20 protein-coding genes are annotated in these 23,649 nt (G+C 71.3%); 8 read left to right on the forward strand and 12 right to left on the reverse strand.

Going from position 1 to position 23,649, the window contains the following annotated elements; translation table 11 throughout:
* Window positions 1-64 precede the first annotated feature (64 nt).
* The 3 genes from ABZO31_RS07160 to ABZO31_RS07170 all read left to right on the forward strand — a co-directional run bounded on the left by ABZO31_RS07160 (window position 65) and on the right by ABZO31_RS07170 (window position 2,972).
* Window positions 65-991, forward strand: coding sequence for an ABC transporter ATP-binding protein (locus tag ABZO31_RS07160; RefSeq protein ID WP_406860216.1), 927 nt, complete (start codon window positions 65-67; stop codon window positions 989-991).
* Window positions 992-1,079: 88 nt separating this feature from the next.
* The gene (locus tag ABZO31_RS07165; protein ID WP_406860218.1) at window positions 1,080-1,865 is read left to right on the forward strand and encodes an ABC transporter permease; all 786 of its coding nucleotides are present in this window, start codon (window positions 1,080-1,082) and stop codon (window positions 1,863-1,865) included.
* Between the two features lie 138 nt (window positions 1,866-2,003).
* Window positions 2,004-2,972: a COX15/CtaA family protein gene (locus ABZO31_RS07170; RefSeq protein WP_406865280.1), complete on the forward strand. Its 969-nt coding sequence runs from the start codon at window positions 2,004-2,006 to the stop codon at window positions 2,970-2,972.
* A gap of 53 nt (window positions 2,973-3,025) precedes the next feature.
* Here ABZO31_RS07170 and ABZO31_RS07175 read toward each other — a convergent pair whose 3' ends face one another.
* From ABZO31_RS07175 to ABZO31_RS07185, 3 genes are all read right to left on the reverse strand, one after another.
* Window positions 3,026-4,105, reverse strand: coding sequence for an amidohydrolase (locus tag ABZO31_RS07175; RefSeq protein WP_406860220.1), 1,080 nt, complete (start codon window positions 4,103-4,105; stop codon window positions 3,026-3,028).
* Between the two features lie 98 nt (window positions 4,106-4,203).
* Window positions 4,204-4,524 (reverse strand): hypothetical protein, encoded by a 321-nt coding sequence (locus ABZO31_RS07180; RefSeq protein WP_406860222.1) that lies wholly within the window; start codon window positions 4,522-4,524, stop codon window positions 4,204-4,206.
* Between the two features lie 82 nt (window positions 4,525-4,606).
* Window positions 4,607-5,554 (reverse strand): heme o synthase, encoded by a 948-nt coding sequence (locus ABZO31_RS07185; protein ID WP_406860224.1) that lies wholly within the window; start codon window positions 5,552-5,554, stop codon window positions 4,607-4,609.
* Between the two features lie 316 nt (window positions 5,555-5,870).
* Here ABZO31_RS07185 and tkt point away from each other — a divergent pair, with 316 nt between their 5' ends.
* Genes tkt through pgl form a run of 5 tightly spaced genes read left to right on the forward strand, consistent with a single transcriptional unit; the run spans window position 5,871 to window position 12,462 of the window.
* Window positions 5,871-7,958, forward strand: coding sequence for a transketolase (tkt, locus tag ABZO31_RS07190; protein WP_406860226.1), 2,088 nt, complete (start codon window positions 5,871-5,873; stop codon window positions 7,956-7,958).
* Window positions 7,959-7,990: 32 nt separating this feature from the next.
* Entirely contained in the window at window positions 7,991-9,109 is a 1,119-nt protein-coding gene (gene tal, locus ABZO31_RS07195; protein WP_406860227.1) for a transaldolase, read from the forward strand.
* A 4-nt stretch (window positions 9,110-9,113) separates the two neighbouring features.
* On the forward strand, window positions 9,114-10,646 hold the full coding sequence (zwf, locus tag ABZO31_RS07200; protein WP_406860228.1) for a glucose-6-phosphate dehydrogenase: 1,533 nt from the start codon (window positions 9,114-9,116) through the stop codon (window positions 10,644-10,646).
* Window positions 10,643-11,683, forward strand: coding sequence for a glucose-6-phosphate dehydrogenase assembly protein OpcA (gene opcA / locus ABZO31_RS07205; protein WP_406860229.1), 1,041 nt, complete (start codon window positions 10,643-10,645; stop codon window positions 11,681-11,683). Before zwf ends, opcA begins: the two co-directional genes overlap by 4 nt.
* On the forward strand, window positions 11,680-12,462 hold the full coding sequence (gene pgl / locus ABZO31_RS07210) for a 6-phosphogluconolactonase (protein ID WP_406860230.1): 783 nt from the start codon (window positions 11,680-11,682) through the stop codon (window positions 12,460-12,462). The genes opcA and pgl overlap by 4 nt, the downstream gene beginning before the upstream one ends.
* Window positions 12,463-12,531: 69 nt before the next feature.
* On the opposite strand, the gene ABZO31_RS07215 is transcribed toward pgl, so the two are convergent.
* From ABZO31_RS07215 to ABZO31_RS07255, 9 genes are all read right to left on the reverse strand, one after another.
* On the reverse strand, window positions 12,532-13,998 hold the full coding sequence (locus tag ABZO31_RS07215; protein ID WP_406865281.1) for a PH domain-containing protein: 1,467 nt from the start codon (window positions 13,996-13,998) through the stop codon (window positions 12,532-12,534).
* A 71-nt stretch (window positions 13,999-14,069) separates the two neighbouring features.
* Window positions 14,070-14,582 carry a PH domain-containing protein gene (locus tag ABZO31_RS07220; protein WP_406860232.1) on the reverse strand — a complete coding sequence of 171 codons (513 nt, stop codon included), beginning with the start codon at window positions 14,580-14,582 and terminating at the stop codon, window positions 14,070-14,072.
* 11 nt (window positions 14,583-14,593) lie between these two features.
* Window positions 14,594-16,240: a glucose-6-phosphate isomerase gene (pgi, locus tag ABZO31_RS07225; protein ID WP_406865282.1), complete on the reverse strand. Its 1,647-nt coding sequence runs from the start codon at window positions 16,238-16,240 to the stop codon at window positions 14,594-14,596.
* A gap of 153 nt (window positions 16,241-16,393) precedes the next feature.
* Complete coding sequence (locus ABZO31_RS07230) at window positions 16,394-16,729, reverse strand: RNA polymerase-binding protein RbpA (protein WP_003957010.1); 336 nt, start codon at window positions 16,727-16,729, stop codon at window positions 16,394-16,396.
* Between the two features lie 77 nt (window positions 16,730-16,806).
* Window positions 16,807-17,037 carry a preprotein translocase subunit SecG gene (gene secG, locus ABZO31_RS07235; RefSeq protein WP_393647274.1) on the reverse strand — a complete coding sequence of 77 codons (231 nt, stop codon included), beginning with the start codon at window positions 17,035-17,037 and terminating at the stop codon, window positions 16,807-16,809.
* Between the two features lie 126 nt (window positions 17,038-17,163).
* A complete protein-coding gene (gene tpiA / locus ABZO31_RS07240; protein ID WP_406860233.1) occupies window positions 17,164-17,940 on the reverse strand; it encodes a triose-phosphate isomerase in 777 nt (258 codons plus the stop codon).
* A gap of 7 nt (window positions 17,941-17,947) precedes the next feature.
* Window positions 17,948-19,159 (reverse strand): phosphoglycerate kinase, encoded by a 1,212-nt coding sequence (locus ABZO31_RS07245; protein WP_406860234.1) that lies wholly within the window; start codon window positions 19,157-19,159, stop codon window positions 17,948-17,950.
* Window positions 19,160-19,275: 116 nt separating this feature from the next.
* Complete coding sequence (gene gap, locus ABZO31_RS07250) at window positions 19,276-20,283, reverse strand: type I glyceraldehyde-3-phosphate dehydrogenase (protein ID WP_406860235.1); 1,008 nt, start codon at window positions 20,281-20,283, stop codon at window positions 19,276-19,278.
* A 226-nt stretch (window positions 20,284-20,509) separates the two neighbouring features.
* Complete coding sequence (locus ABZO31_RS07255; RefSeq protein ID WP_406860236.1) at window positions 20,510-23,458, reverse strand: M14 family metallopeptidase; 2,949 nt, start codon at window positions 23,456-23,458, stop codon at window positions 20,510-20,512.
* Window positions 23,459-23,649 lie beyond the last annotated feature (191 nt).

Consider the following 23,649-nt stretch of genomic DNA (forward strand, 5'->3'; position numbering starts at 1 on the left):
CTCGTTGGCCCCAGGGTTCTCCCCGGCGGCCGCAGGCACCCGACGGCTCTCTAGACTTCCCGGCATGAACAACGAGTCCGTCGTGCAGGTCCGGAGCCTGGTGAAGCGGTACGGGACGAAGACCGCAGTCGACGGCCTCGACCTCGACGTCCGGGGCGGCTCGGTCACCGCCGTCCTCGGCCCCAACGGCGCCGGCAAGACCACCACGATCGAGACCTGCGAGGGCTACCGCAGGCCCGACGCGGGCACCGTCCGCGTCCTCGGCCTGGACCCGGTCGCCGAGGGCGAGGCCCTGCGGCCCCGGATCGGCGTGATGCTCCAGTCCGGCGGCGTGTACTCCGGCGCCCGCGCCGACGAGATGCTCCGCCACACCGCGAAGCTGCACGCCCACCCGCTGGACGTGGACGCCCTGATCGAGCGGCTCGGCCTCGGCTCCTGCGGCCGTACGACCTACCGCCGGCTCTCGGGCGGCCAGCAGCAGCGGCTCGCGCTGGCGATGGCCGTGGTCGGCCGCCCCGAGCTGGTCTTCCTGGACGAGCCCACCGCCGGCCTCGACCCGCAGGCCCGCCGGGCCACCTGGGACCTGGTCCGGGAGCTGCGCGCGGACGGCGTGACGGTCGTGCTCACCACCCACTTCATGGACGAGGCCGAGGAGCTCGCCGACGACGTCGCGATCATCGACGCCGGCCGGGTCGCCGCCCAGGGCAGCCCCGAGGAGCTGTGCCGCGGCGGCGCCGAGAACACCCTGCGCTTCACCGGCCGCCCCGGCCTCGACCTCGGCTCGCTGCTCAAGGCCCTCCCCGACGGCGCCCAGGCCGCCGAGCCGACCCCCGGCACGTACCGGATCACCGGCACCGTCGACCCCCAACTGCTGGCCACCGTCACCACCTGGTGCGCCCAGCACGGCGTGATGCCGGACGGCATCGCGGTGGAGCGCCACACCCTCGAAGACGTCTTTCTGGAGCTGACCGGCAAGGAGCTGCGCGGATGAAGCGCGACGACACCGAAATCCGCCGGGGGTCCGGGGGTCGCCCCCCGGAAAAGCGCAGCCTGGAGCTGACCGGCAAGGAGCTGCGCGGATGAGTACGGGTACGACCGCGGGCACGGGCGCGTACGCGCCGAGGCCCGGCGCCGCGCCGGTCGGACGCATGATCGCCGCGCAGGCCGCGTTCGAGACGAAGATGCTGCTCCGCAACGGCGAGCAGCTGCTCCTGACGGTGATCATCCCGTCCCTGCTCCTGGTGCTCTTCTCGACCGTCGACATCGTGGACACGGGCGCGGGAGAGCCGGTGGACTTCCTGGCCCCCGGCGTGCTCGCCCTCGCCGTGATGTCCACCGCCTTCACCGGCCAGGCCATCGCCACCGGCTTCGAGCGCCGCTACGGCGTCCTCAAGCGACTCGCCGCCTCGCCGCTCCCCCGCTGGGCGCTGATGACCGCCAAGACGCTCTCCGTCCTGGCCACCGAGCTGCTCCAGATCGCCCTGCTCACGGTGATCGCGCTCGGGCTCGGCTGGTCCCCGCAGGGCAACCCGGCGGCCGTGGCGCTGCTGCTCGTCCTCGGCACCGCCGCGTTCTCCGGCCTCGGGCTGCTGATGGCCGGAACCCTGCGCGCGGAGGCCACCCTGGCGGCCGCGAACCTGGTCTTCCTGCTGCTGCTCGTCGGCGGTGGTGTGATCGTGCCGCTGGAGAAGTTCCCCGACGCCGCCCGCGCGGTCCTGGAACTGCTGCCGATCTCGGCGCTCTCCGACGGGCTGCGCGACGTGCTCCAGGGCGGGGCGGCGATGCCGTGGGGCGCGGCCGGAATCCTCGCGGTCTGGGCCGTGCTCGGCCTCGGCGCGGCGGCGAAGTTCTTCCGGTGGGAGTGACGGCCCGGGAGTGACGGCCCGGGAGTCGGCGCCCGGGAGTCACGCGGAGCGCTCCCGGAGTTCCGGGGAGTGACGTTCCCGGACAACCCCGCGCGTAACCCCACCCCTCGTGAAACCGTGCACAAGCGCCGCCCTACGATAGGGCCCGTGCAGACCCCCCTCGCCTACATCGCCCAGCGCTGGACGCCGTCCCCCCGGACGCTCCGGCGCGCCGCGCTCTCCGCCGTCGTGATGAGCGTGCTCATCATCGTCACCGGCGGCGCGGTCCGTCTGACCGGCTCCGGTCTCGGCTGCGACACGTGGCCGAAGTGCACCGACGACAGCCTGATCGTCACCGCCGAGCAGGGCTTCCACGGCTACGTCGAGTTCGGCAACCGGATGCTGACGTACGTGCTGTCGGCCGCGGTCGGCTGGGCGATCATCGCCGCACGCGCCGTGAAGCCGCGCCGGCGCGGGCTGACCCGGCTGGCCTGGGCGCAGTTCTGGCTGGTGATGAGCAACGCCGTCATCGGCGGCGTCACCGTGTGGATGGGCCTCAACCCGTGGACCGTGGCCGGCCACTTCCTGGCCGCCAACGCACTGCTCACGGTCGCCGTGCTCACCTGGCACCGCGCCGGCGAGGGCGACACCACGCCCCGGCCCCGTGTCCCGAAGCCGGTCCGCAAGCTGTCCTGGGGGATCACGATCGTCTCCGGCCTGCTGATCGCGCTCGGCACCACGGTCACCGGCGCGGGCAAGCACGCCGGCGACAGCAGCGACGTGCCGCGCATGCCGTGGGACTGGACCGACGCGGCCCACCTCCACGCGATCGCCGCCTGGGTGGTCTGCGCGCTGGCCGTCGCGATGTGGCTGGTCCTGCGCGTCGTGGACGCCCCCGACGACACCCGGGCCCGGGCGCGCGACCTGCTGATCGTGCTGCTGGCCCAGGGCGGCCTCGGCTACGTCCAGTACTTCACCGGGGTCCCGGAGCTCCTGGTCGGCCTGCACATGCTGGGCTCCTCGCTGATGTGGATCGCCGTGCTCCGCCTGGCCCTGAGCCTGCGCGAGCGCCCGGTGACCGCCCCGGAGATCCCCGCCCAGTCGGACCCGGCGCTCACCGCCGCGTAAGGCCCGTCCCGTCCCAGGCCCGCTGCCCCGTGACGCTCACCGCCGCGTGACGCTCACGCGAGCCCGTACACCCTCCGGGCCGTGCCCGAGGCGATCATCGTGGCGACGCGCTGGGCGTCGGTGAGGGACCAGGCACCGTCGCGGACCCAGTCGCCGAGGACCCGGCCCAGCGCGCTGCGGAACGTGGCCGCGGCCACCACGTGGAGTTCGGGCAGCCCGTGCGCGCCGCTGGAGAAGAGCAGCTTGCCGAACGGGGCCAGTTCCAGGGTCTCCGCGAGCACGGCCGCCGCGCGGGCCCCCGTCTGCGCGAGAGCCGGGCCCAGATCGGCGTACACGTGCGGGAACACGCTCGCGAGATGCGCCGCCTGCCGGTGGTACGGGTAGCCGTGGAGCAGCACCAGGTCCGTGCCCAGGCCAGCGGTCGCGGCGGCGAAGTCGCCCAGCACCATCGGGTCCTCGACGCCCACCCGGAGCTGCAGCGGCCGCCCCGAGGCGACGGCGATCCACAGCAGATGGCGCAGCAGGACGGGGTCGGTCAGCGGCTCGCCGGCCCGGCGGCCGGCCAGCCAGCGCCCGGCGGCGCCGCGCACCTCGCCCGGTCCGGGCGGCTCGGGCGCGGGGGCGAGCCCCTGGCGTACTCCTGCCACGGAGGTGAAGGCGACGGCGTGCGCGGCCGCGCCGTGCACGGCCTCGGCGAGATTGGCGAGCAGCCCGTCGACGGTGCCGGAGGTGTCGGCGACCTGTTCGGCGAGGAGTTCGAGGCGGACGATCTCGTGCGCCCGGGCGGCCGCGGCGGCGGCGATCTCGGCGGGTCCGGTGAGGTCGCCGGGCAGGCCGGTGTCGACCAGATACGTGGAGATGCCGGAGGCGCGGAGCAGCCGCCGGCCCGACTCCAGGACACCCAGCTCGCGGCGGCGGGCGAGGTAGCGGGCGGGCGGGCAGTGCGGTTCCAGACCGAGCAACGGCGGGCACCAGCGGCGTACCGCGAAGCCGGTCTGGGTGTCGAAGAAGGTGGTGCCGGGCGCGGGCGGCCCGGTGGTCCTGCCGAGGTGGGCCTCGAAGGTGCCGAGGCCGAGCTCCGTGCGGAGCACCCCGTGGCAGTACTGGTCCACCAGAGTCGGGGTCTCGATCATGTCGGGGGCTCCCTGCGTGGACGTGCTTCCACCCGTCCTAACGGGTGAGCCCCGCGCGAGGTGTTGCCCCCGGGCCGATTGCCCCGACCTGATTCCGCCTACTTGTTGGCCGGGCCGCCGAGCTGGATACCGGCCATCCGGGTCCACTCGTACGGACCGGTGACGACCTTGGCGGCGAACTCGCCGTCGAACTCGTCGTGGAGGGTCAGCCCGGCCTTCTCCGCGGCGCTGACCGCGACGTCGAAGGAGGGAGCCACCAGGTCGCCCCAGCCGCCGTCCTCACCGACGAGCACGATCCGGGTGCCCATCTGGCCGATGTAGGCCAGTTGCCCCTCGGCGCCGCCGTGGTCCTTGGAGAACGCCTTGATCTGCTTGGCGAGCCGGGTCGCCCGGCGCTCCGCCTGCTTCGTGTCTGCCATGACAAGGATGCTACCCAGCGGTAGATCCACTGGCGACGGCCGGTCCGTGTGGCGTCTGCCTCAGGAACGGCCGGCGCGGGAGCTAGCGCAGGAAGGGGTCCACCGCGACCGCCACGAAGAGCAGCGAGACGTAGGTGATGGACCAGTGGAAGAGCCGCATCTCCTTGAGCTTGGGACCGGTCACCTCGGACTTCGCCCGCTCGTGCAGCGCGTGCGCCTCCCAGAGCCACCAGCCGCCGGCGACCAGCGCCACGGCGGTGTAGAACCAGCCGGTGTAGCCCAGCGGGGTGAGCAGGAGCGAGACCGCGACCATGACCCAGCTGTAGGCGACGATCTGCTTGGCGACCACCTTGTTGGAGGCGATGACCGGCAGCATCGGCACGCCGGCGCGCGCGTAGTCGTCCTTCACCTTCATGGACAGCGGCCAGTAGTGCGGCGGCGTCCAGAAGAAGATGACGAGGAAGAGGATGACGGCGGCCCAGGACATCGAGTCGGTGACGGCCGACCAGCCGATGAGGACCGGCATGCAGCCGGCGATGCCGCCCCAGACGATGTTCTGCGCGGTGCGGCGCTTGAGGATCATCGTGTAGATCACGACGTAGAACAGCAGCGCGCCGAGCGACAGCCAGGCGGAGAGCCAGTTGACCAGCAGGCCGAACCAGAGGGTCGAGATCACGGCGAGGGAGATGCCGAAGACCAGGCCCTCACGCGGGGTGAGCACGCCGGTGACCAGCGGCCGTTGGGACGTCCGGTCCATCAGGGCGTCGATGTCCCGGTCGATGTACATGTTCAGCGCGTTGGCGCCGCCCGCGGAGAGGTAGCCGCCGGTGCAGGTGGCGACCACCAGCCACAGGTCCGGCACGCCCTGCTCGGCGAGGAACATCACCGGGACGGTGGTGATGAGCAGCAGTTCGATGATTCGCGGCTTCGTCAGCGCCACGAATGCCTTGACGCGAGCCCCGAACGGCCGATGGCCTCCCGGGCTGGGGGTCAAGACGACCCCGGCGGGTCGGTTCTCGACGGCCGTCACGCACACCCCTGACAGAGAAATTCCCAGCAAGCTCCCCGGATGAAGACGGGGTGAAGACTTGCGCGTACCACGCCACTGTAGACGTTGCCCATACGCCGTTCTTCGCCGGGGTGGTGTCGTGTTGGGCAGGGTCGTCCCAAGGGGTGGACCGCCTCGGGAGGCGAACTGACAGAGTCACCGGCACTCTGGCTGTATCCGCTCATTTGAGGGCCCCGGTGGCGAAGATGAGGGGCGATGTGTCGGGGGTAGGCTCGGCACCGCCGGTACACCCTCCGTCACCGGCTACTGACCATGTGGAGAGGAGCCCTGACCCAGGGTGAGCACTATGCCGACCACCACAGACCTCGAGTGGACCGAAGTGGACCAGCGGGCCGTGGACACTGCCCGCGTCCTGGCAGCGGACGCCGTACAGAAGGTCGGAAACGGCCATCCGGGTACGGCCATGAGCCTGGCCCCCGCCGCGTACACCCTCTTCCAGAAGGTGATGCGCCACGACCCGGCCGACCCCGAGTGGGTGGGGCGCGACCGGTTCGTGCTCTCCGCGGGGCACTCTTCCCTGACCCTTTACACGCAGCTGTACCTCGGCGGCTTCGGTCTCGAGCTGGACGACCTGAAGGCGTTCCGCACCTGGGGATCGAAGACCCCGGGTCACCCGGAGTACGGCCACACCGCCGGCGTCGAGACGACCACGGGCCCGCTGGGCCAGGGTGTCGCCAACGCGGTCGGCATGGCGATGGCCGCCCGCTACGAGCGCGGCCTGTTCGACCCGGAGGCGGCCCCCGGCACCTCCCCGTTCGACCACCACGTCTACGTGATCGCCGGTGACGGCTGCCTCCAGGAAGGCATCGCCGCCGAGGCCTCCTCGCTGGCGGGTCACCAGAAGCTCGGCAACCTGATCATGCTGTGGGACGACAACCACATCTCGATCGAGGGCGACACCGAGACCGCCGTGTCCGAGGACACGGTGAAGCGGTACGAGGCGTACGGCTGGCACGTCCAGCGCGTGGAGCCGCAGGCCAACGGCGACCTGGACCCGGCCGCGCTGTACGCGGCGATCCGTGCCGCCGAGGCGGAGACCGAGCGCCCGTCGTTCATCGCGATGCGTTCGATCATCGCCTGGCCCGCGCCGAACGCCCAGAACACCGAGGCCGCGCACGGCTCGGCGCTGGGCGACGAGGAGGTCGCGGCCACCAAGCGCGTCCTCGGCTTCGACCCGGAGCAGTCCTTCGAGGTCTCCGACGAGGTCATCGGGCACACCCGTTCGCTGGGCGACCGCGGCCGCGAGGCCCGCGCCGAGTGGGAGAAGTCGCTGGCCGAGTGGCGCACCGCCAACCCTGAGCGGGCGGCCGAGTTCGACCGCATCCAGGCCAACGAGCTCCCCGAGGGCTGGGAGGACAGGCTCCCTGTCTTCGAGACCGGCAAGGGCATCGCGACCCGCGCCGCCTCCGGCAAGGTGCTGCAGGCGCTCGGCGCGGTGATCCCGGAGCTGTGGGGCGGCTCGGCCGACCTGGCCGGCTCGAACAACACCACGATCGACAAGGGCTCGTCCTTTTTGCCGGCGGGCAACCCGCTGCCGGAGGCCGACCCGTACGGCCGCACGATCCACTTCGGCATCCGCGAGCACGCCATGGCCGCGGCCATGAACGGCATCGCGCTGCACGGCCACACCCGGATCTACGGCGGCACCTTCCTGGTGTTCTCCGACTACATGCGCAACGCGGTGCGTCTGTCGGCCCTGATGCACCTGCCGGTGACGTTCGTCTGGACGCACGACTCGATCGGTCTCGGCGAGGACGGCCCGACCCACCAGCCGGTGGAGCACCTGGCCTCGCTGCGCGCGATCCCGGGTCTGAACGTGGTCCGTCCGGCGGACGCCAACGAGACCTCGATCGTCTGGCGCGAGATCCTCAAGCGGCACACGAAGGACTTCGGCAAGGGCGCCCCGCACGGTCTGGCCCTCACCCGTCAGGGCGTGCCGACCTACGCGCCGAACGAGGACGCGGCCAAGGGCGGCTACGTGCTGTTCGACGCCGACGGTGGCGAGCCGCAGGTGGTCCTCATCGGTACCGGCTCCGAGGTGCACCTCGCCGTCGAGGCGCGCGAGCAGCTCCAGGCCGCCGGCGTCCCGACCCGGGTGGTCTCGATGCCGTCGGTGGAGTGGTTCGAGGAGCAGGACCAGGCGTACAAGGACTCCGTCCTGCCGCCGTCCGTGAAGGCGCGGGTCGCGGTCGAGGCCGGGATCGGCCTGACCTGGCACAAGTACGTCGGCGACGCCGGCCGGATCGTCTCGCTGGAGCACTTCGGTGCCTCGGCCGACGCGAAGGTCCTCTTCCGCGAGTTCGGCTTCACGGCCGACGCGGTGGCCGCCGCGGCGCGGGAATCTCTCGAAGCCGCCGCGCGCTGACGCCGACAGACACGATTTTTGGAGAACCTCTCATGACAGACGCACTCAAGCGCCTCTCCGACGAAGGCGTCGCGATCTGGCTCGACGACCTGTCGCGCAAGCGGATCACGTCCGGCAACCTGGCCGAGCTGATCGACCAGAGCCATGTGGTCGGCGTGACCACCAACCCGTCCATCTTCCAGAAGGCCATCAGCCACGGCGACGGGTACGAGCAGCAGCTCGCCGACCTGGCGGCCCGCAAGGTGACGGTCGACGAGGCCATCCGCATGATCACGACGGCGGACGTCCGCGACGCCGCCGACATCCTGCGGCCGGTCTTCGACGCCACCCAGGGCCAGGACGGCCGGGTGTCGATCGAGGTCGACCCGCGCCTCGCCCACAACACGGCGGCCACGATCGCCGAGGCCAAGCAGCTGGCCTGGCTGGTGGACCGTCCCAACACCCTGATCAAGATCCCGGCCACCCAGGCGGGTCTGCCGGCGATCACCGAGGTCATCGGCCTCGGCATCAGCGTCAACGTGACGCTGATCTTCTCGCTGGAGCGCTACCGCGCGGTCATGGACGCCTACCTGGCCGGCCTGGAGAAGGCCCGCGAGCGCGGCCTGGACCTCTCCAAGATCCACTCCGTGGCGTCCTTCTTCGTGTCCCGTGTGGACACCGAGATCGACAAGCGGCTCGACGCCCTCGGCACCGACGAGGCCAAGGCCGCCCGCGGCAAGGCCGCGCTGGCCAACGCCCGGCTGGCCTACGAGGCGTACGAGGAGGTCTTCTCCTCGGACCGCTGGGCCGCCCTCGACAAGGCGCAGGCCAACAAGCAGCGTCCGCTGTGGGCCTCGACCGGCGTCAAGGACCCGGCGTACAAGGACACCCTGTACGTGGTCGACCTGGTCGCCCCGGGCACGGTGAACACCATGCCGGAGGCCACTCTGGACGCCACCGCCGACCACGGCGTGGTGAGCGGCGACACCGTCCGCGGCACGTACGAGCAGGCCCGTGCCGAGCTGGCCGCGATCGAGAAGCTGGGCATCTCGTACGACGAGGTCGTCCAGCTCCTGGAGGACGAGGGCGTCGAGAAGTTCGAGGCGTCCTGGAACGACCTGCTCAAGTCCACCGAGGCAGAGCTGAACCGCCTCGCACCTTCGGAGGCGTAACACCTTGAGCGCAGTCCACGGAGCCAACCCGCTCCGTGACGCCGCAGACCGACGGCTCCCGCGCATCGCGGGGCCGTCGGGCCTGGTGATCTTCGGTGTCACGGGCGATCTGTCCCGTAAGAAGCTGATGCCCGCCGTCTACGACCTGGCCAACCGCGGTCTGCTGCCGCCGGGCTTCTCGCTCATCGGCTTCGCCCGTCGCGAGTGGCAGGACGAGGACTTCGCCCAAGAGGTCTACGAAGCGGTCAAGCAGCACTCCCGCACCCCGTTCCGCGAGGAGGTGTGGCACCAGCTGATCCAGGGGATGCGCTTCGTCCAGGGCGACTTCGACGACGACGACGCCTTCGACCAGCTGAAGTCCACCGTCGAGGAGCTGGACAAGGCGCAGGGCACCGGTGGGAACTTCGCGTTCTACCTGTCCGTGCCGCCGAAGTTCTTCCCCAAGGTCGTGCAGCAGCTGAAGAAGCACGGTCTGGCCGACGCGCCGGCCGGCTCCTGGCGGCGCGCGGTCATCGAGAAGCCCTTCGGGCACGACCTGGTCTCCGCCAAGGAGCTCAACGAGGTCGTGCATGAGGTGTTCGCCCCGGACCAGGTCTTCCGCATCGACCACTACCTGGGCAAGGAGACCGTCCAGAACATCCTGGCGCTCCGCTTCGCCAACACCCTGTTCGAGCCGCTCTGGAACCGGTCGTACGTCGACCACGTCCAGATCACGATGGCCGAGGACATCGGCATCGGCGGCCGGGCCGGGTACTACGACGGCATCGGCGCGGCCCGTGACGTCATCCAGAACCACCTCCTGCAGCTGCTCGCGCTGACCGCGATGGAGGAGCCCGCCTCCTTCGACGCGGACGCGCTGGCGGCGGAGAAGACCAAGGTCCTCGGCGCGGTGAAGCTGCCCGACGACCTCGGGGCGCACACGGTGCGCGCGCAGTACACCGCCGGATGGCAGGGCGGCGCGAAGGCCGTCGGCTATCTGCAGGAGGAGGGCATCGACCCCAAGTCGAAGACCGACACCTACGCGGCCATCAAGCTGGAGATCGACAATCGCCGCTGGGCGGGCGTCCCCTTCTATCTGCGGACCGGCAAGCGGCTGGGCCGCCGCGTCACCGAGATCGCGGTGGTCTTCCAGCGCGCCCCGCACTCCCCCTTCGACCACACGGCGACGGAGGAGCTGGGCCAGAACGCCCTGGTCATCCGCGTCCAGCCGGACGAGGGCGTGACGCTGCGGTTCGGCGCGAAGGTGCCGGGCACGCAGATGGAGGTCCGGGACGTCTCGATGGACTTCGCGTACGGCGAGTCCTTCACCGAGTCCAGCCCGGAGGCGTACGAGCGCCTCATCCTCGACGTCCTGCTCGGCGACTCCAACCTGTTCCCGCGGGTGGAGGAGGTCGAGCTGTCCTGGAACATCCTCGACCCGATCGAGCAGTACTGGGACAGGCACGGCAAGCCGGCGCAGTACCAGGCCGGGACCTGGGGGCCGGACGAGGCGGACGAAATGCTCGCACGAGACGGACGGAGCTGGCGCCGGCCATGAAGACCGACCTGACTGACACCACGTCAAGCAAGATCAACAAGGCGCTGGTGCTCGGACGGCGGGCACTCGGCACGCCGGCCGTCGGCATGGTGCTGACCCTCGTCATCGTCACCGACGAGGAGAACGCGTACGACGCGCTGAAGGCCGCCAACGACGCGTCCCGCGAGCACCCCTCGCGGACCCTCGTGGTCATCAAGCGCGCCGCCCGCTCGGCGCGCGACCGGGCCAAGGCCCGGCTGGACGCCGAGGTGCGGCTCGGCGCGGACGCGTCCACCGGCGAAACGGTTGTGCTGCGGCTGTACGGCGAGGTCATCGACCACGCCCAGTCCGTGGTCCTGCCGCTGCTGCTGCCGGACGCCCCGGTCGTCGTCTGGTGGCCGGTGAACGCGCCGGCCGACCCGGCGAACGACCCCCTGGGCTCGCTGGCGCAGCGCCGGGTGACCGACGCGTACGCCTGCGAGCAGCCGGTCGAGGAGCTGGACGCGCGCAGCGACGCGTACACGCCGGGCGACACCGACCTGGCCTGGACGCGGATCACGCCGTGGCGCTCGATGCTGGCCGCCGCGCTCGACCAGGTGACCTGCCAGGTCACCTCGGCCGAGGTGGAGGGCGAGGAGTTCAACCCGAGCGTCGAGCTGCTCGGCATGTGGCTGGCGGACCGGCTGAAGGTGCCGGTGAAGCGGCTGGTGTCGGCCGGTCCCGGGCTCACCTCGGTGCGGCTCGACTCGGACTGCGGTCCGATCGTGCTCGACCGGCCGGACGGCTCGCTGGCCACGCTCTCGATCCAGGGGCAGCCGGACCGTGCCGTGGCGCTGAAGCGCCGCGAGACGGCCGAGTTGATCGCGGAGGAGCTGCGCCGCCTCGACCCGGACGACACGTACGCGTCGGCGCTGCGGTACGGCGTGGCGCGGCTGGGCGAGGAGAAGGCTCCGAACCCGCCGGTGAAGAAGGCGGAGGCGGCCCCGGCCGCCGCCGAGGAGGCGCCGAAGCCGGCCGCGGCGAAGAAGGCCCCGGCCAAGAAGGCGGCGGGCAAGTGAGCACTCCCCAGCTCGTCGTCCACCGCGACAAGGAGCTGATGGCGCAGGCCGCGGCGGCCCGGCTGATCACCGAGGTGGTCGACGCCCAGGCCGCCCGCGGCTCGGCGTCGGTGGTGCTCACCGGCGGGCGGAACGGCAACGGCCTGCTCGCGGCGCTGGGTTCGGCCCCGGCCCGGGACGCGATCGACTGGTCGCGGATCGACCTGTGGTGGGGCGACGAGCGGTTCCTGCCGGAGGGTCATCCGGACCGGAACGTCACCCAGGCCCGTGAGGCGCTGCTCGACCTGGTTCCGCTGGACCCGGCGCGGGTGCACGCGATGCCGGCGTCGGACGGCCCGTACGGCCCCGACGCCGACGCCGCGGCCGCCGGGTACGCCGCGGAGCTGGCCGCCGCGGCCGGCCCCGGGGACCGGACCGGCGTCCCGGAGTTCGACGTGCTCATGCTGGGCGTGGGCCCGGACACCCATGTCGCCTCGCTGTTCCCGGAGTCGCCGGGCGCGCGGGAGACCGAGCTGACGGTGGTGGGCGTGCACAGCGCGCCGAAGCCGCCGCCGACCCGGGTCTCGCTTTCCCTGCCGGCGATCCGCGCGGCCCGCGAGGTCTGGCTGCTCGCCGCCGGCGAGGACAAGGCGAAGGCCGCCGCGCTGGCGCTGTCCGGCGCGGGCGAGGTACAGGTCCCGGCGGCCGGCGCGTACGGCCGCTCCCGCACCCTGTGGCTGATGGACGCGGCCGCGGCCTCGGCCCTGCCGCGCGAGCTGTACCCCCCGGCCTCGGCCTGACACACCCCGGCACACCCGAAGGCCCGGATCGCGGCGACTGCGGTCCGGGCCTTCGGCGTCTGCGGGGCTTCAGCCCTCATGTCGTTCCAGGAACGGTGCGAGCAGGTCCGGTACGGACTCGGCGGCGAAGGTCAGGCCCTCGGACGCGTCGGCGTCGTGGACGCTGTACGCACCCGAGCCGGCGGCGGTGGTCGCCGTCAGGGTGAGGACGCCGGCCCGGCGCTGGAACCAGGACTGCTTGACCGTCCAGCCGATGACCCCGCCGCGCTGCAGGGCGACGGTACTGCGGCGCAGGAGGCCGGAGCGGGCGACCAGGTACTCGCCCGTGATGCCGTGGCCCAGGTTGCGGTAGGCGTCCCGGGCGCCGAGCAGGGCGAGCGGGACGAGGACGAGGGCGCAGGCTCCGGCCACGTATCCGAGCACGTCGACGTCGAGCAGCGCGCCGAGGACGGCGAGGACCACGACGGGTACGGCAGCGGAGCCGAGCGCCCAGCGGATCCTCCGCTGCCGGGCGGCGCGCGGGTGGGCGGTCAGCGGGGCGCCCGTCGGGGCGACCCGCTCGCGCAGCACCTGGGCGGCGACCTCGTCGGCGACGGCGCGGGGCGCGGGCGGCAGCAGCGTCTTGTGGTCGGCGTGCTCGCTCTCGTCGTCCTCGGCGATGCCGGTGGCGACCGCGTCGACCCGGGCGGCGCCGAAGGTCCGTACGCCGAGCGGCTCGATCAGCTCCACGCCGCGCAGTCGCCGTTCCTCGACGGATATGGAGCGGGCGGTGAGCAGACCGCGGCGGACCCTGAGCGTGCCTCCGGGCTCGCGCTCCAGGCGGTAGTTCCACCACATCTCGACCCACAGGCCGAGCGCTCCGGCGGTGCCGACGACCAGCGCGGCCGCCACGAGGACGAGGATCATCGTGACGATCGAGGTGTCCTCGAAGCGGTCGCCCACCCAGTCGATCACCGCGGCCTGCGCCCCGAACCACTCGCTGACCTGCATCACCGCCCCGGCCGCCGCGCCTCCGAGCGCGGGGGCGACGAAGGAGACCGGGGCGTAGCGGATCCAGCCCGGGTCGAGCACGGCGAGCGGGCCGTCGTGGACGGGATCCGCGCCGGCGGCCGCGGGCCGGTCGAGGAGCAGCCGGCGCAGCCGCTCGCCCTCGGTCCGCGCGACCGGGTCGAGTTCGAGGGTGGACTCGCCGCCGGAGTGCTCGCCGGTGCCGATGCGGACCTTGACCAGGCCGAGCATCCGCAGCAGCAGAGGGGCGGTGAGGTCGACGCTGCGGATCCGCTCGCGGGCCAGCGACCGGCGGGTGCGCAGGAACAGGCCGGTGTGCAGCTCGGCCCGCTCGGGGCCGATCCGGTAGCGGGTGCGGCGCCAGCGGACGTAGTCGGCGGCGGCGCCGCCCAGGGTCAGCACCACCACGCCGGCCGCCACCCAGGCCACGGCCTGCCAGAACGGCATGCCGCCCGCCAGACCGACGGCGGTGGGGACGGCCGCGCCGACGGCGACTCCGCCGGTGACGGCGGCGCCGGCCGGCACCATCCGCCGGTCGAGCCGCTGCCAGTCGTCCTCCGTGCCCTCGGCCGCCGGGGCGGGCAGGCCGGCCGTGCCCGTCACGTGGCGTCCCCGGGCGTATCGCCGGTGATCAGCGTGAGCCGTTCGGCCAGCTGGGCGGCGAGCTCGTGGTCGAGCCCCTCGATCCGGATCGCGCCCTTGGAGGAGGCGGTGGTGACCGTCACCGTGGCGAGCCGGAAGGCCTGCTCCAGCGGGCCGCGCACGGTGTCCACGGTCTGGATCCGGGACATCGGCGCGATCCGCCACTCCTGCCACAGCGCCCCGGTGCGCACGTACACCGCGTCGTCGGTGACCTCCCAGCGGTGCACCCGGTACCACCAGAGGGGGAAGAACGCCGTGCAGGCGAGGCCCACCGCGGCGAGCACCGCCGCCGGCAGCAGCAGCCAGAACCGGGCCGGCGCGATCAACGCGCCGAGCACGCCGAGAATCAGCACCGGAACCGCGGTCGTGATGAGCAGCTGGGTCCGCCACCATCCGACCGCCCGGCCGTCGAGCTCGTTCCTCGGCGGCCGCAGCCGTACCTCGCCCTGCACTTGGTCCTCCCCCGTCATGGCCTTGTGGGTCAGCGGCCCCGCAGCGTCCGGTAGACCGAGACGAGGCCGGCGGTGGAGCCGTCCAGCGCGTCCGTGCCCTCGCCGGTCAGCAGGACCGGTTCGATCCGCTTGGCGAGGACCTTGCCGAGCTCGACCCCCCACTGATCGAACGAATCAATGTTCCAGATCGCTCCCTGAACGAAGACTTTGTGTTCGTAGAGCGCGATCAGCTGGCCGAGGACCGACGGCGTCAGCTCCTCGGCGAGGATCGTGGTGGTGGGGTGGTTGCCGCGGAAGGTCTTGTGCGGGACGAGTTCCTCGGCCACGCCCTCGGCGCGCACCTCCTCCGGGGTCTTGCCGAAGGCCAGCGCCTGGGTCTGGGCGAAGAAGTTCGCCATCAGCAGGTCGTGCTGGGCCACCAGTCGGGGCCGCAGGTCTGCGACGGGCCGGGCGAAGCCGATGAAGTCGGCGGGGATGAACTTGGTGCCCTGGTGGATCAACTGGTAGTACGCGTGCTGCCCGTTGGTGCCGGGGGTGCCCCAGACCACCGGTCCGGTCTGCCAGTCGACGGGCCGGCCGTCGCGGTCGACGGACTTGCCGTTGGACTCCATGTCGAGCTGCTGCAGATACGCGGTGAACTTCGACAGATAGTGCGAGTACGGCAGCACCGCGTGCGACTGGGCGTCGAAGAACGCGCCGTACCAGACGCCGAGCAGACCGAGCAGCAGCGGCGCGTTCCGCTCCGGCGGGGCGGTGCGGAAGTGCTCGTCGACCAGGTGGAAGCCGTCGAGCATCGCGCGGAAGTGCTCCGGCCCGATGGCGATCATCAGGGAGAGGCCGATGGCGGAGTCGTACGAGTAGCGGCCGCCGACCCAGTCCCAGAACTCGAACATGTTGGCCGTGTCGATGCCGAAGTCGTGGACCTTCTCGGCGTTCGTCGACAGCGCCACGAAGTGCTTGGCGACGGCCTCCTGACCGGCGTTCAGACCGGTCAGCAGCCAGTCCCGGGCGGAGGTGGCGTTGGTGATGGTCTCGATGGTGGTGAAGGTCTTGGACGCGATGACGAACAGCGTCTCGGCGGGGTCGAGGTCGCGGACCGCCTCGTGCAGGTCCGCGCCGTCCACGTTGGAGACGAAACGGAGCGTCAGGTCCCGGTCGGTGTACGAGCGCAGCGCCTCGTGGGCCATCGCCGGGCCGAGGTCGGAGCCGCCGATGCCGATGTTGACGACGTTGCGGATCGGCCGGCCGGTGTGGCCGGTCCACGCGCCGGAGCGGACCCGCTCGGAGAAGGCCGCCATCTTGTCGAGGACGGCGTGCACGCCGGGCACCACGTTCTCGCCGTCGACCTCGATCACGGCGTCGCGCGGGGCGCGCAGGGCGGTGTGCAGGACCGCACGGTCCTCGGTGGTGTTGATCTTCTCGCCGCGGAACATCGCGTCGCGCAGCTCGGCGACGCCGGTGGCGGCGGCCAGTTCGCGCAGCAGGGCGAGGGTCTCGTCGGTGACCAGGTTCTTGGAGTAGTCGAGGTGGAGGTCGCCGACGCGCAGGGTGTACGCGGCGCCGCGGTCGGCGTCGGCGGCGAACAGATCGCGCAGCCGGGTGTCGCCCAGCTGCTCACGGTGCTTGCCGAGGGCGGCCCATTCCGGCATCCGGTCGAGCCTGCTCCTGGTGTTCATCTCGGACATCGCCCACTTCTTCTCGTGCCTTCTTGCCCCGCTGTGTCCAACCTAGTTGATCGGGCGGGGCGGGCGTGCGACGCCGAGCGGACGGGCCCGGCCCGCGACGTGATGTCGCGGGCCGGGCCCGTGTGTGCTGTTCGTATGTACTGCTCAGATCTCGCCGCGGAGCTTGGCGAGAGCCTCGGCGAGGATCGCCTCGCCGTCCGCGTCGCTGCGCCGCTCGCGCACGTACGCGAGGTGCGTCTTGTAGGGCTCGGTGCGGGGCGGGTCCGGCGGGTTGTCCCGGTCCTGGCCGGCCGGGAATCCGCAGCGCGGGCAGTCCCAGGTGTCGGGGACCTGCGCGTCACTGGCGAAGCTCGGCTGCGTCTCGTGCCCGTTCGAGCACCAGAAGGAGATGCGGAGGCGCGGTGCCGACTCGCCCCGCTCGGCCTCCCCCATCGGCCCCGCTCCGACCCGGCTTCCCCGGATCGCGTTGCCACTTGCCACGGTCGTAACTCCCTGCGTGATGGTGCTCGAAGATGCACCAGTCTACGTAAGGCCCAACGCGCGTCCAGTGATTGGAGTTACACGTCCAACTTCATCAGCAGGGCAAGTACGACAATGCACGCGAACCACAGCAGACCGACCACGATGGTGATCCGGTCCAGATTGCGCTCGGCGACCGAGGAGCCGCCCACGGACGACTGCATGCCGCCGCCGAACATGTCGGAGAGGCCGCCGCCCTTCCCCTTGTGCATCAGCACGAGCAGCATCAGCAGCAGGCTGAAGACGATCAGGGCGATCGAGAACCCCATAACCACGGCTGGACCCTACTTCCTGGCAATTCTCGGAATGTGTACGACGGGGGCCGACAGGCGCACAGCCCGGCGGCCCCCGCAAGAGTACGACGGATCGTCGCTACCGCATACTCACTGGTCGCGTCACTGGTCGCGGAACCGGACGATCTTGACGAACTCCTCCGGGTCCAGCGCCGCGCCGCCCACCAGGGCGCCGTCGACGTCCGGCTGCGCCATGATCGCGGCCACGTTGCCCGACTTCACGGAGCCGCCGTACTGGATTCGGACCTTGTCGGCCAGCTCCTGCGAGTACAGCTCCGCGAGGCGGCCGCGGATCGCCCCGCAGACCTCCTGGGCGTCCTCGGGGGTGGCGACCTCGCCGGTACCGATGGCCCAGACAGGCTCGTACGCGATCACGATCGTCTCGGCCTGCTCGGCCGGGACGTCCTTCAGGCCGCCGTCGAGCTGGGCGAGGGTGTACGCGACCTGGTTGCCGGCCTTGCGGACGTCCAGGCCCTCGCCGATGCACAGGATCGGGGTCAGGCCGTGCTTGAAGGCGGCCTTGACCTTGGCGTTGCAGAGCTCGTCCGTCTCGCCGTGGTACTCCCGTCGCTCGGAGTGGCCGACGGTCACGTAGGCGCAGTTCAGCTTGGCGAGCATGGCACCGGAGATGTCACCGGTGTACGCGCCGGAGTCGTGCGGCGAGAGGTCCTGCGCACCGAACTTGATCTTCAGCTTGTCGCCCTCGATCACGGTCTGGACGGACCGCAGGTCGGTGAAGGGCGCCAGGACCGCGACCTCGACGGCGGCGTAGTCCTTGTCGTTCATGGCGAAGGCGAGCTTCTGGACCTGCGCGATGGCCTCGAGGTGGTTGAGGTTCATCTTCCAGTTGCCCGCCATCAGCGGGGTGCGGGTGGTCATCGGGGGATCAGTCCTCCAGTGCGGCGAGGCCGGGGAGCGTCTTGCCCTCGAGGTATTCGAGGCTGGCGCCGCCACCGGTCGAGATGTGGCCGAAAGCGGTCTCGTCGAAGCCGAGCGTGCGCACGGCGGCGGCGGAGTCTCCGCCGCCCACGACGGTGAAGCCGGGCGAGTCGAGCAGGGCCTGCGCGACGGCCTTGGTGCCGTTCGCGTAGTCGGGGTGCTCGAAGACGCCCATCGGGCCGTTCCAGAACACGGTGCCCGCGTCGGCGAGCTTGGCCGCGTAGAGCTCACGCGTCTTCGGGCCGATGTCGAGGCCCTCCTGGTCCGCCGGAATGGCGTCCGCGGCGACGGTGTCGGGGTGGGCCGGGGCCTTGGTCTTGAGGTCCGGGAACTCGGAGGAGACCAGGACGTCGACGGGCAGCACGAACTCGACGCCGCGCTTCTCCGCCTCCGCCAGGTACTCCAGGCACGTGTCCTTCTGGTCGGCCTGGAGCAGCGAGATGCCGACCTCGTGGCCCTTGGCGGCCAGGAAGGTGTAGGCCATGCCGCCGCCGATGAGGATGCGGTCGGCCTTCTTGAGCAGGTTGTCGATCACGCCCAGCTTGTCGGAGACCTTGGCGCCGCCGAGGACGACCACGTACGGCCGCTGGACGTCGTCGGTGAGCTTCTTCAGGACGCCGACCTCGGTGGAGATGAGGAAGCCGGCCGCGTGCGGCAGCTTGCCGGGGAGGTCGTAGACCGAGGCGTGCTTGCGGTGCACGGCGCCGAAGCCGTCGCCGACGTAGAGGTCGGCGAGCTCGGCGAGCCGGGCGGCGAAGGCGTCGCGCTCGGCGTCGTCCTTGGAGGTCTCGCCGGGGTTGAAGCGCAGGTTCTCGATGACCGCGACCTGTCCGTCGGCCAGGCCGGCGACGGTGGCCTTCGCGGACTCGCCGACCGTGTCGGTGGCGAAGGCGACCTCGGTGCCGAGCAGCTCGCCGAGCCGCGCGGCCGCCGGGGCGAGGGAGAAGGCCGGGTCCGGCGCGCCCTTGGGGCGGCCCAGGTGCGAAGCGACGACCACCTTGGCACCGGCCTCGGCCAGCGCCTTGATCGTGGGCTGCACGGCGCGGATGCGCCCGTCGTCGGTGATCGTGTCGCCGTCCAGCGGCACGTTGAGGTCGGCGCGGACGAACACCCGCTTGCCGGCCACGCCCTCGGCGAGCAGCTCGTCGATCGTCTTCATGGGGTTACGCACTCCTTGCAGGTCGGAACGGGCAGCACACACGGCAGGGCCCGGACAGTGCATCTTTGCACTGCCCGAGCCCTGCGGTTACATCCGGATGCCTAGCTCGAAACGGTTCAGAGCTGGTTGCCGACGAAGACCGTGAGGTCGACGAGGCGGTTGGAGTAGCCCCACTCGTTGTCGTACCAGCCCAGGATCTTCACCGAGTTGCCTTCCTGAACCATGGTCAGGGAGGCGTCGAAGGTGCAGGAGGCCGGGTCGCTGACGATGTCGGAGGAGACGATCGGGTCCTCGGTGTAGTAGAGGATGCCCTGCAGTTCGCCTTCCGCGGCCTTCTTGAACGCGGCGTTGACCTCGTCCTTGGTGACCTCGCGCTGGAGTTCCACGACGAGGTCGGTGGCCGAGCCGGTCGGGACCGGGACGCGCATGGCCATGCCGTCGAGCTTGCCCTTGAGCTGCGGGAGGACCAGGGCGGTGGCCTTGGCGGCGCCCGTCGTGGTCGGGATGATGTTCTCCGCGGCGGCGCGGGCGCGGCGCAGGTCCTTGTGCGGGAAGTCCAGGATGCGCTGGTCGTTGGTGTAGGCGTGGACCGTCGTCATCAGGCCGCGGACGATGCCGAAGTTCTCGTCGAGGACCTTGGCCATCGGGGCGACGCAGTTGGTGGTGCAGGACGCGTTGGAGATGACGTGGTGCTCGGCCGCGTCGTACTTGTCCTGGTTGACGCCCATGACGATGGTGATGTCCTCGTCCTTGGCCGGAGCCGAGATGAGGACCTTCTTGGCGCCGCCGGCGAGGTGCTTGGCCGCGTCCTCGCGCTTGGTGAAGATGCCGGTGGACTCGATGACGATGTCGACGCCCAGCTCGCCCCACGGAATGTCCGCCGGGTTGCGCTCGGACAGCACCTTGATGGTGTGGCCGTCGACGGTGATGGTGTCCTCGGTGTGGGTCACCTCGGCCTTGAGGCGACCCAGAATCGTGTCGTACTTCAGCAGGTGAGCGGTGGTCGCGGTGTCACCCAGGTCGTTGACAGCCACGATCTCGATGTCGGCACCCTGCTCAAGGAGCGCGCGGAAGTAGTTGCGACCGATGCGGCCGAAGCCGTTGATGCCTACGCGGATCGTCACGAACCGATCTCCTCGTGAGAGTACGCCGGGTTTCGACGCCGGCGAGTTCTTTTTTAGGGATGTCCCCGACCGCCTCCGACCCTACCTCTCCCAACGCCTGAGAGTGACATCGCGTACAGGTCGGAACCCTTGAAATTGCGTCATGGCCCGTGGCTACCGACTAGTTCGGGCCATGACGCGGCATTCGTCCTGATCACTCACCGTGATCAAAAGTGCGGGCGCCCGCTCAGCCGTGCAGGACGTCGAACGCCTCTCGCATGAGCGCGCTGCGCTCATCTGTGCGCAGTACGTGTTCGAGCCCGAAGCCCAGCAGAACGGTGTCACGGGTGGTGACCGACGCCTGCGAGTGGAACAGGCCGGGAGAGCGCGCCCAGTCCTTGCCGTTACCCGGACTTCCGGCCGGCGGACCCGGTACGGACCAGGCGCCGAGCGAAGTCTCGAAGCCCTCGGCGCCGGTGGCCGCGCCCCCGACGACGAGCCGGGTGTCGTCGACGAACGCGCCCATCTCGTTGGTGCCGGGGTCGGAGATGTACGAGATCGACAGCTCGACCTGCTTGCCGGCGTAGCCGCTCAGGTCGATCGACGCCTGCTGCCAGCCGTTGGAGGAGCCGGTGAAGGCGTGCCAGGAGCCGCTGGTCCCGGTGGTGGCGCAGCCGTCCTGGCCGACGGTGAGGTAGCGGGCGAGGTGGGGGTGACCGCGGACGTAGTAGCCCTCGCCGCAGTCGGCCGGGGCGGCGTCCGAGGTGCCGCCGTTGGCGTCGGGCAGCGTGGTCCAGTCGTCCTGGCCCGCGGTGCGGGCCTCGACGACGAGGTTGTCGTAGCCCTCCTCCGTGTCGTAGCTGACCTGGAACTGCAGAGCGGGCTTCGCCGCGGCGTCGACCGAGGTGAGGTCGACGGTGCGGCTGAGCCGCATCCAGGCGTTGTCGGCGTGCCGGGCGGCCGCGAACGACGTGCCCTCGTACGGCTCGAAGGGGGTGCGCACGCCGGGGTAGTCGCCGCCGGAGGCGCTGCGGAACTGCGGGAACTCCTTCGGGTCCAGGGTGTCGGAGGTGACGGTGTACGCGCCGGCGTTGTCGAGCGGGTTTCCGGCGGCGGGGCCGAGCGTCGCCTTCGCGCCGGTGAAGCCACCCGATCCGGCGAACGAGCCGGCGTTCTTCAGCCCGGCGCGGTGGAAGGCGCCGAGGTAGTACTGGGCGAAGTCGTTGGAGTCGGCGCGGCCGATGTTCACCGAACCTCCGGACTTCTCACCGGCGTTGACGAGCTTTCCGCCCTCGTTGAGGTAGTCCCGCACGGCCAGCGTCACCGAACCGGAGGGCCGCTCCGCGCCGGTGTACCAGACGACGGTGCGGAAGTGGTCCAGGACGCCGAGGGGGTGCGGGGCCCCCTGCGTCGCCACGTCCCAGACGGCGGCGCCGCGGCCGTTCGCGGCGAGGGCCCTCACGTACGCCGCGGCGTGCTGCGCGGCGGTGGTGCCGCCCTCCTCGGCGAGCACCAGGACGTCCCCGCGCGGCCGTTCGGCGACCCGGTAGGTGAACGGGACGGAGGAGGCGCGGGCGCCGTCGCGGCCGCGACCGGTGAACCAGACCTCGACGGAGTCGCCGGGGCGGGCGCCCTCGACCTCGGCCCGGTAGCGGTCGAAGTACAGGTTGTCCTCGCCGCCGTAGACCTCGCCGCCCTTCCAGCGCTCCAGGCTCTCGGAGTGCGTACGGCCGCCGTTGATCCGGTACTTGAGCTGCTTGTCGCGCAGCGACTTCCGGGCGGTCACCCGGACCTCCTGGTCGCCGCCGCGGGCGTAGGAGGTGGTGAAGGCGTCCGGGGTGAGGGCGGCGGCGGGCGTGCCGACCGGCGAGACGGGGTCGTCGGCGCGGACGGCGGACTCGGCGACGGCCAGCGCGAACGGGACGTTCTTGGCGAACTCCTGCCGGATCAGCTTCTCGTCGTCCGGGAAGGTGAAGACCGAGGCGCAGTCGGCGGGCTCCCAGGCGTCGTTCGGGTCGACGCGGGAGGCGGTGGCGCAGGTGGACATCTCCGGGGTGAACATCTGCATCCCGTTGACGTTCGCCGCGTGGCCGTCGGCCTCGCCGTTGGTGGTGTAGAGCTCGGAGGAGACCTGCGGCCGGTAGCCGGGGATCGCCGAGTTCTGCGGGGTGCCGGCGAGGGCCTTGAGCGCGATGTCGTCGGGGGTGTCGGTGGCGACCTGCCAGCCGACGCCGTAGAGCAGCAGCTGGGCGGCGGAGTGGTAGTTGACGCCGTACCGGAAGCCGATGCGGCGCTGGAAGGCGTCCACGGCGCGGGTCTCGGGCTCGGACATGGCCGCAGGGCCGCGGTAGGTCTCGTCGGCCGGGTCGGGCGACGAACCCTCGTTGTCGTAGCCCCACTTGTAGGCGAAGTTGCGGTTGAGGTCGATGCCGTCGCCGGGGCCGGTGCGGCCGTCGCCGTTGGTGTCGCGCAGGTTCTTGCGCCACTGGCGGTCGCCGTCGGGGCTGTGGGTGTAGTCGTAGCCGTCCGGGTTGGCGGAGAGCACGAACCACAGTTCGGTGGAGTCGACGATCCGGGTCAACCGCGGGTCCTTGCCGTAGCCGTCGAGGTAGTGGTGCATCAGCCGCCGGGTCATCTCCGGGGTGATCCACTCGCGGGCGTGCTGGTTGGACATGTAGAGAGTGGCGGGCTTGGCGCCGTCGCGGACGGTGTCGGCGTTCTTCGCGATCTTGAGGGCGAGGATGTCCTGGCCCTTGAGGCTCTTGCCGATGGAGACGACCTTGGTGAGCGCCGGGTGCGCCTGCGCGGTGGCCAGGATCTCCTGCTTGAGGCCGTCCGGGCCGCCGTACGGCCGGAAGACGCCGTCACCCGCGGCGGCGACGCGCTGCCGCGACCGGTCGGAGAGCGTGTGCCGGGCGAGGTCGACGCCCTTGTCGCGGAGCTGTGCCGCCTGGCGGTCGGTGAGGTGGAGCTCGACGGTCGCGGTCCCCCGGTCGGGGACCTGCTCGGTGAGTTCGTGCCCGTCGGTACCGGCTTCGAGGAGTAACGGCACCTGTTCCCTGGTGACCTGGGCGCGCCATACGGAGAGTCCGTCGTCGTCCCCGTCGTTCTGCGCCGCTCCGGCGGCGGGTGCTGCGGCCAGTCCGGCGATCAGGAGTGAAGCCGTCGCGAGAATCGCTCTCGCCCTTCGTCTCATTGGCCCCCCTTGCAGTTGTCTGCCACGAAAGTCAACAGACGCCAGGCTCATGACCATTCATGATCATGTCAAGAACGCCTGCGGGCGCGGCGGCCGGTTCACGCGGACGGACGCGGGGGTTCCGGGTGTTGGGGGTTCCGGGCGGGGGTCCCAGGGACGCGGAAACGCCGCTGCCGGCACCCCGTCGCGGG

This window comes from Streptomyces solicamelliae (assembly GCF_045348655.1).
Lineage (GTDB): Bacteria > Actinomycetota > Actinomycetes > Streptomycetales > Streptomycetaceae > Streptomyces > Streptomyces solicamelliae.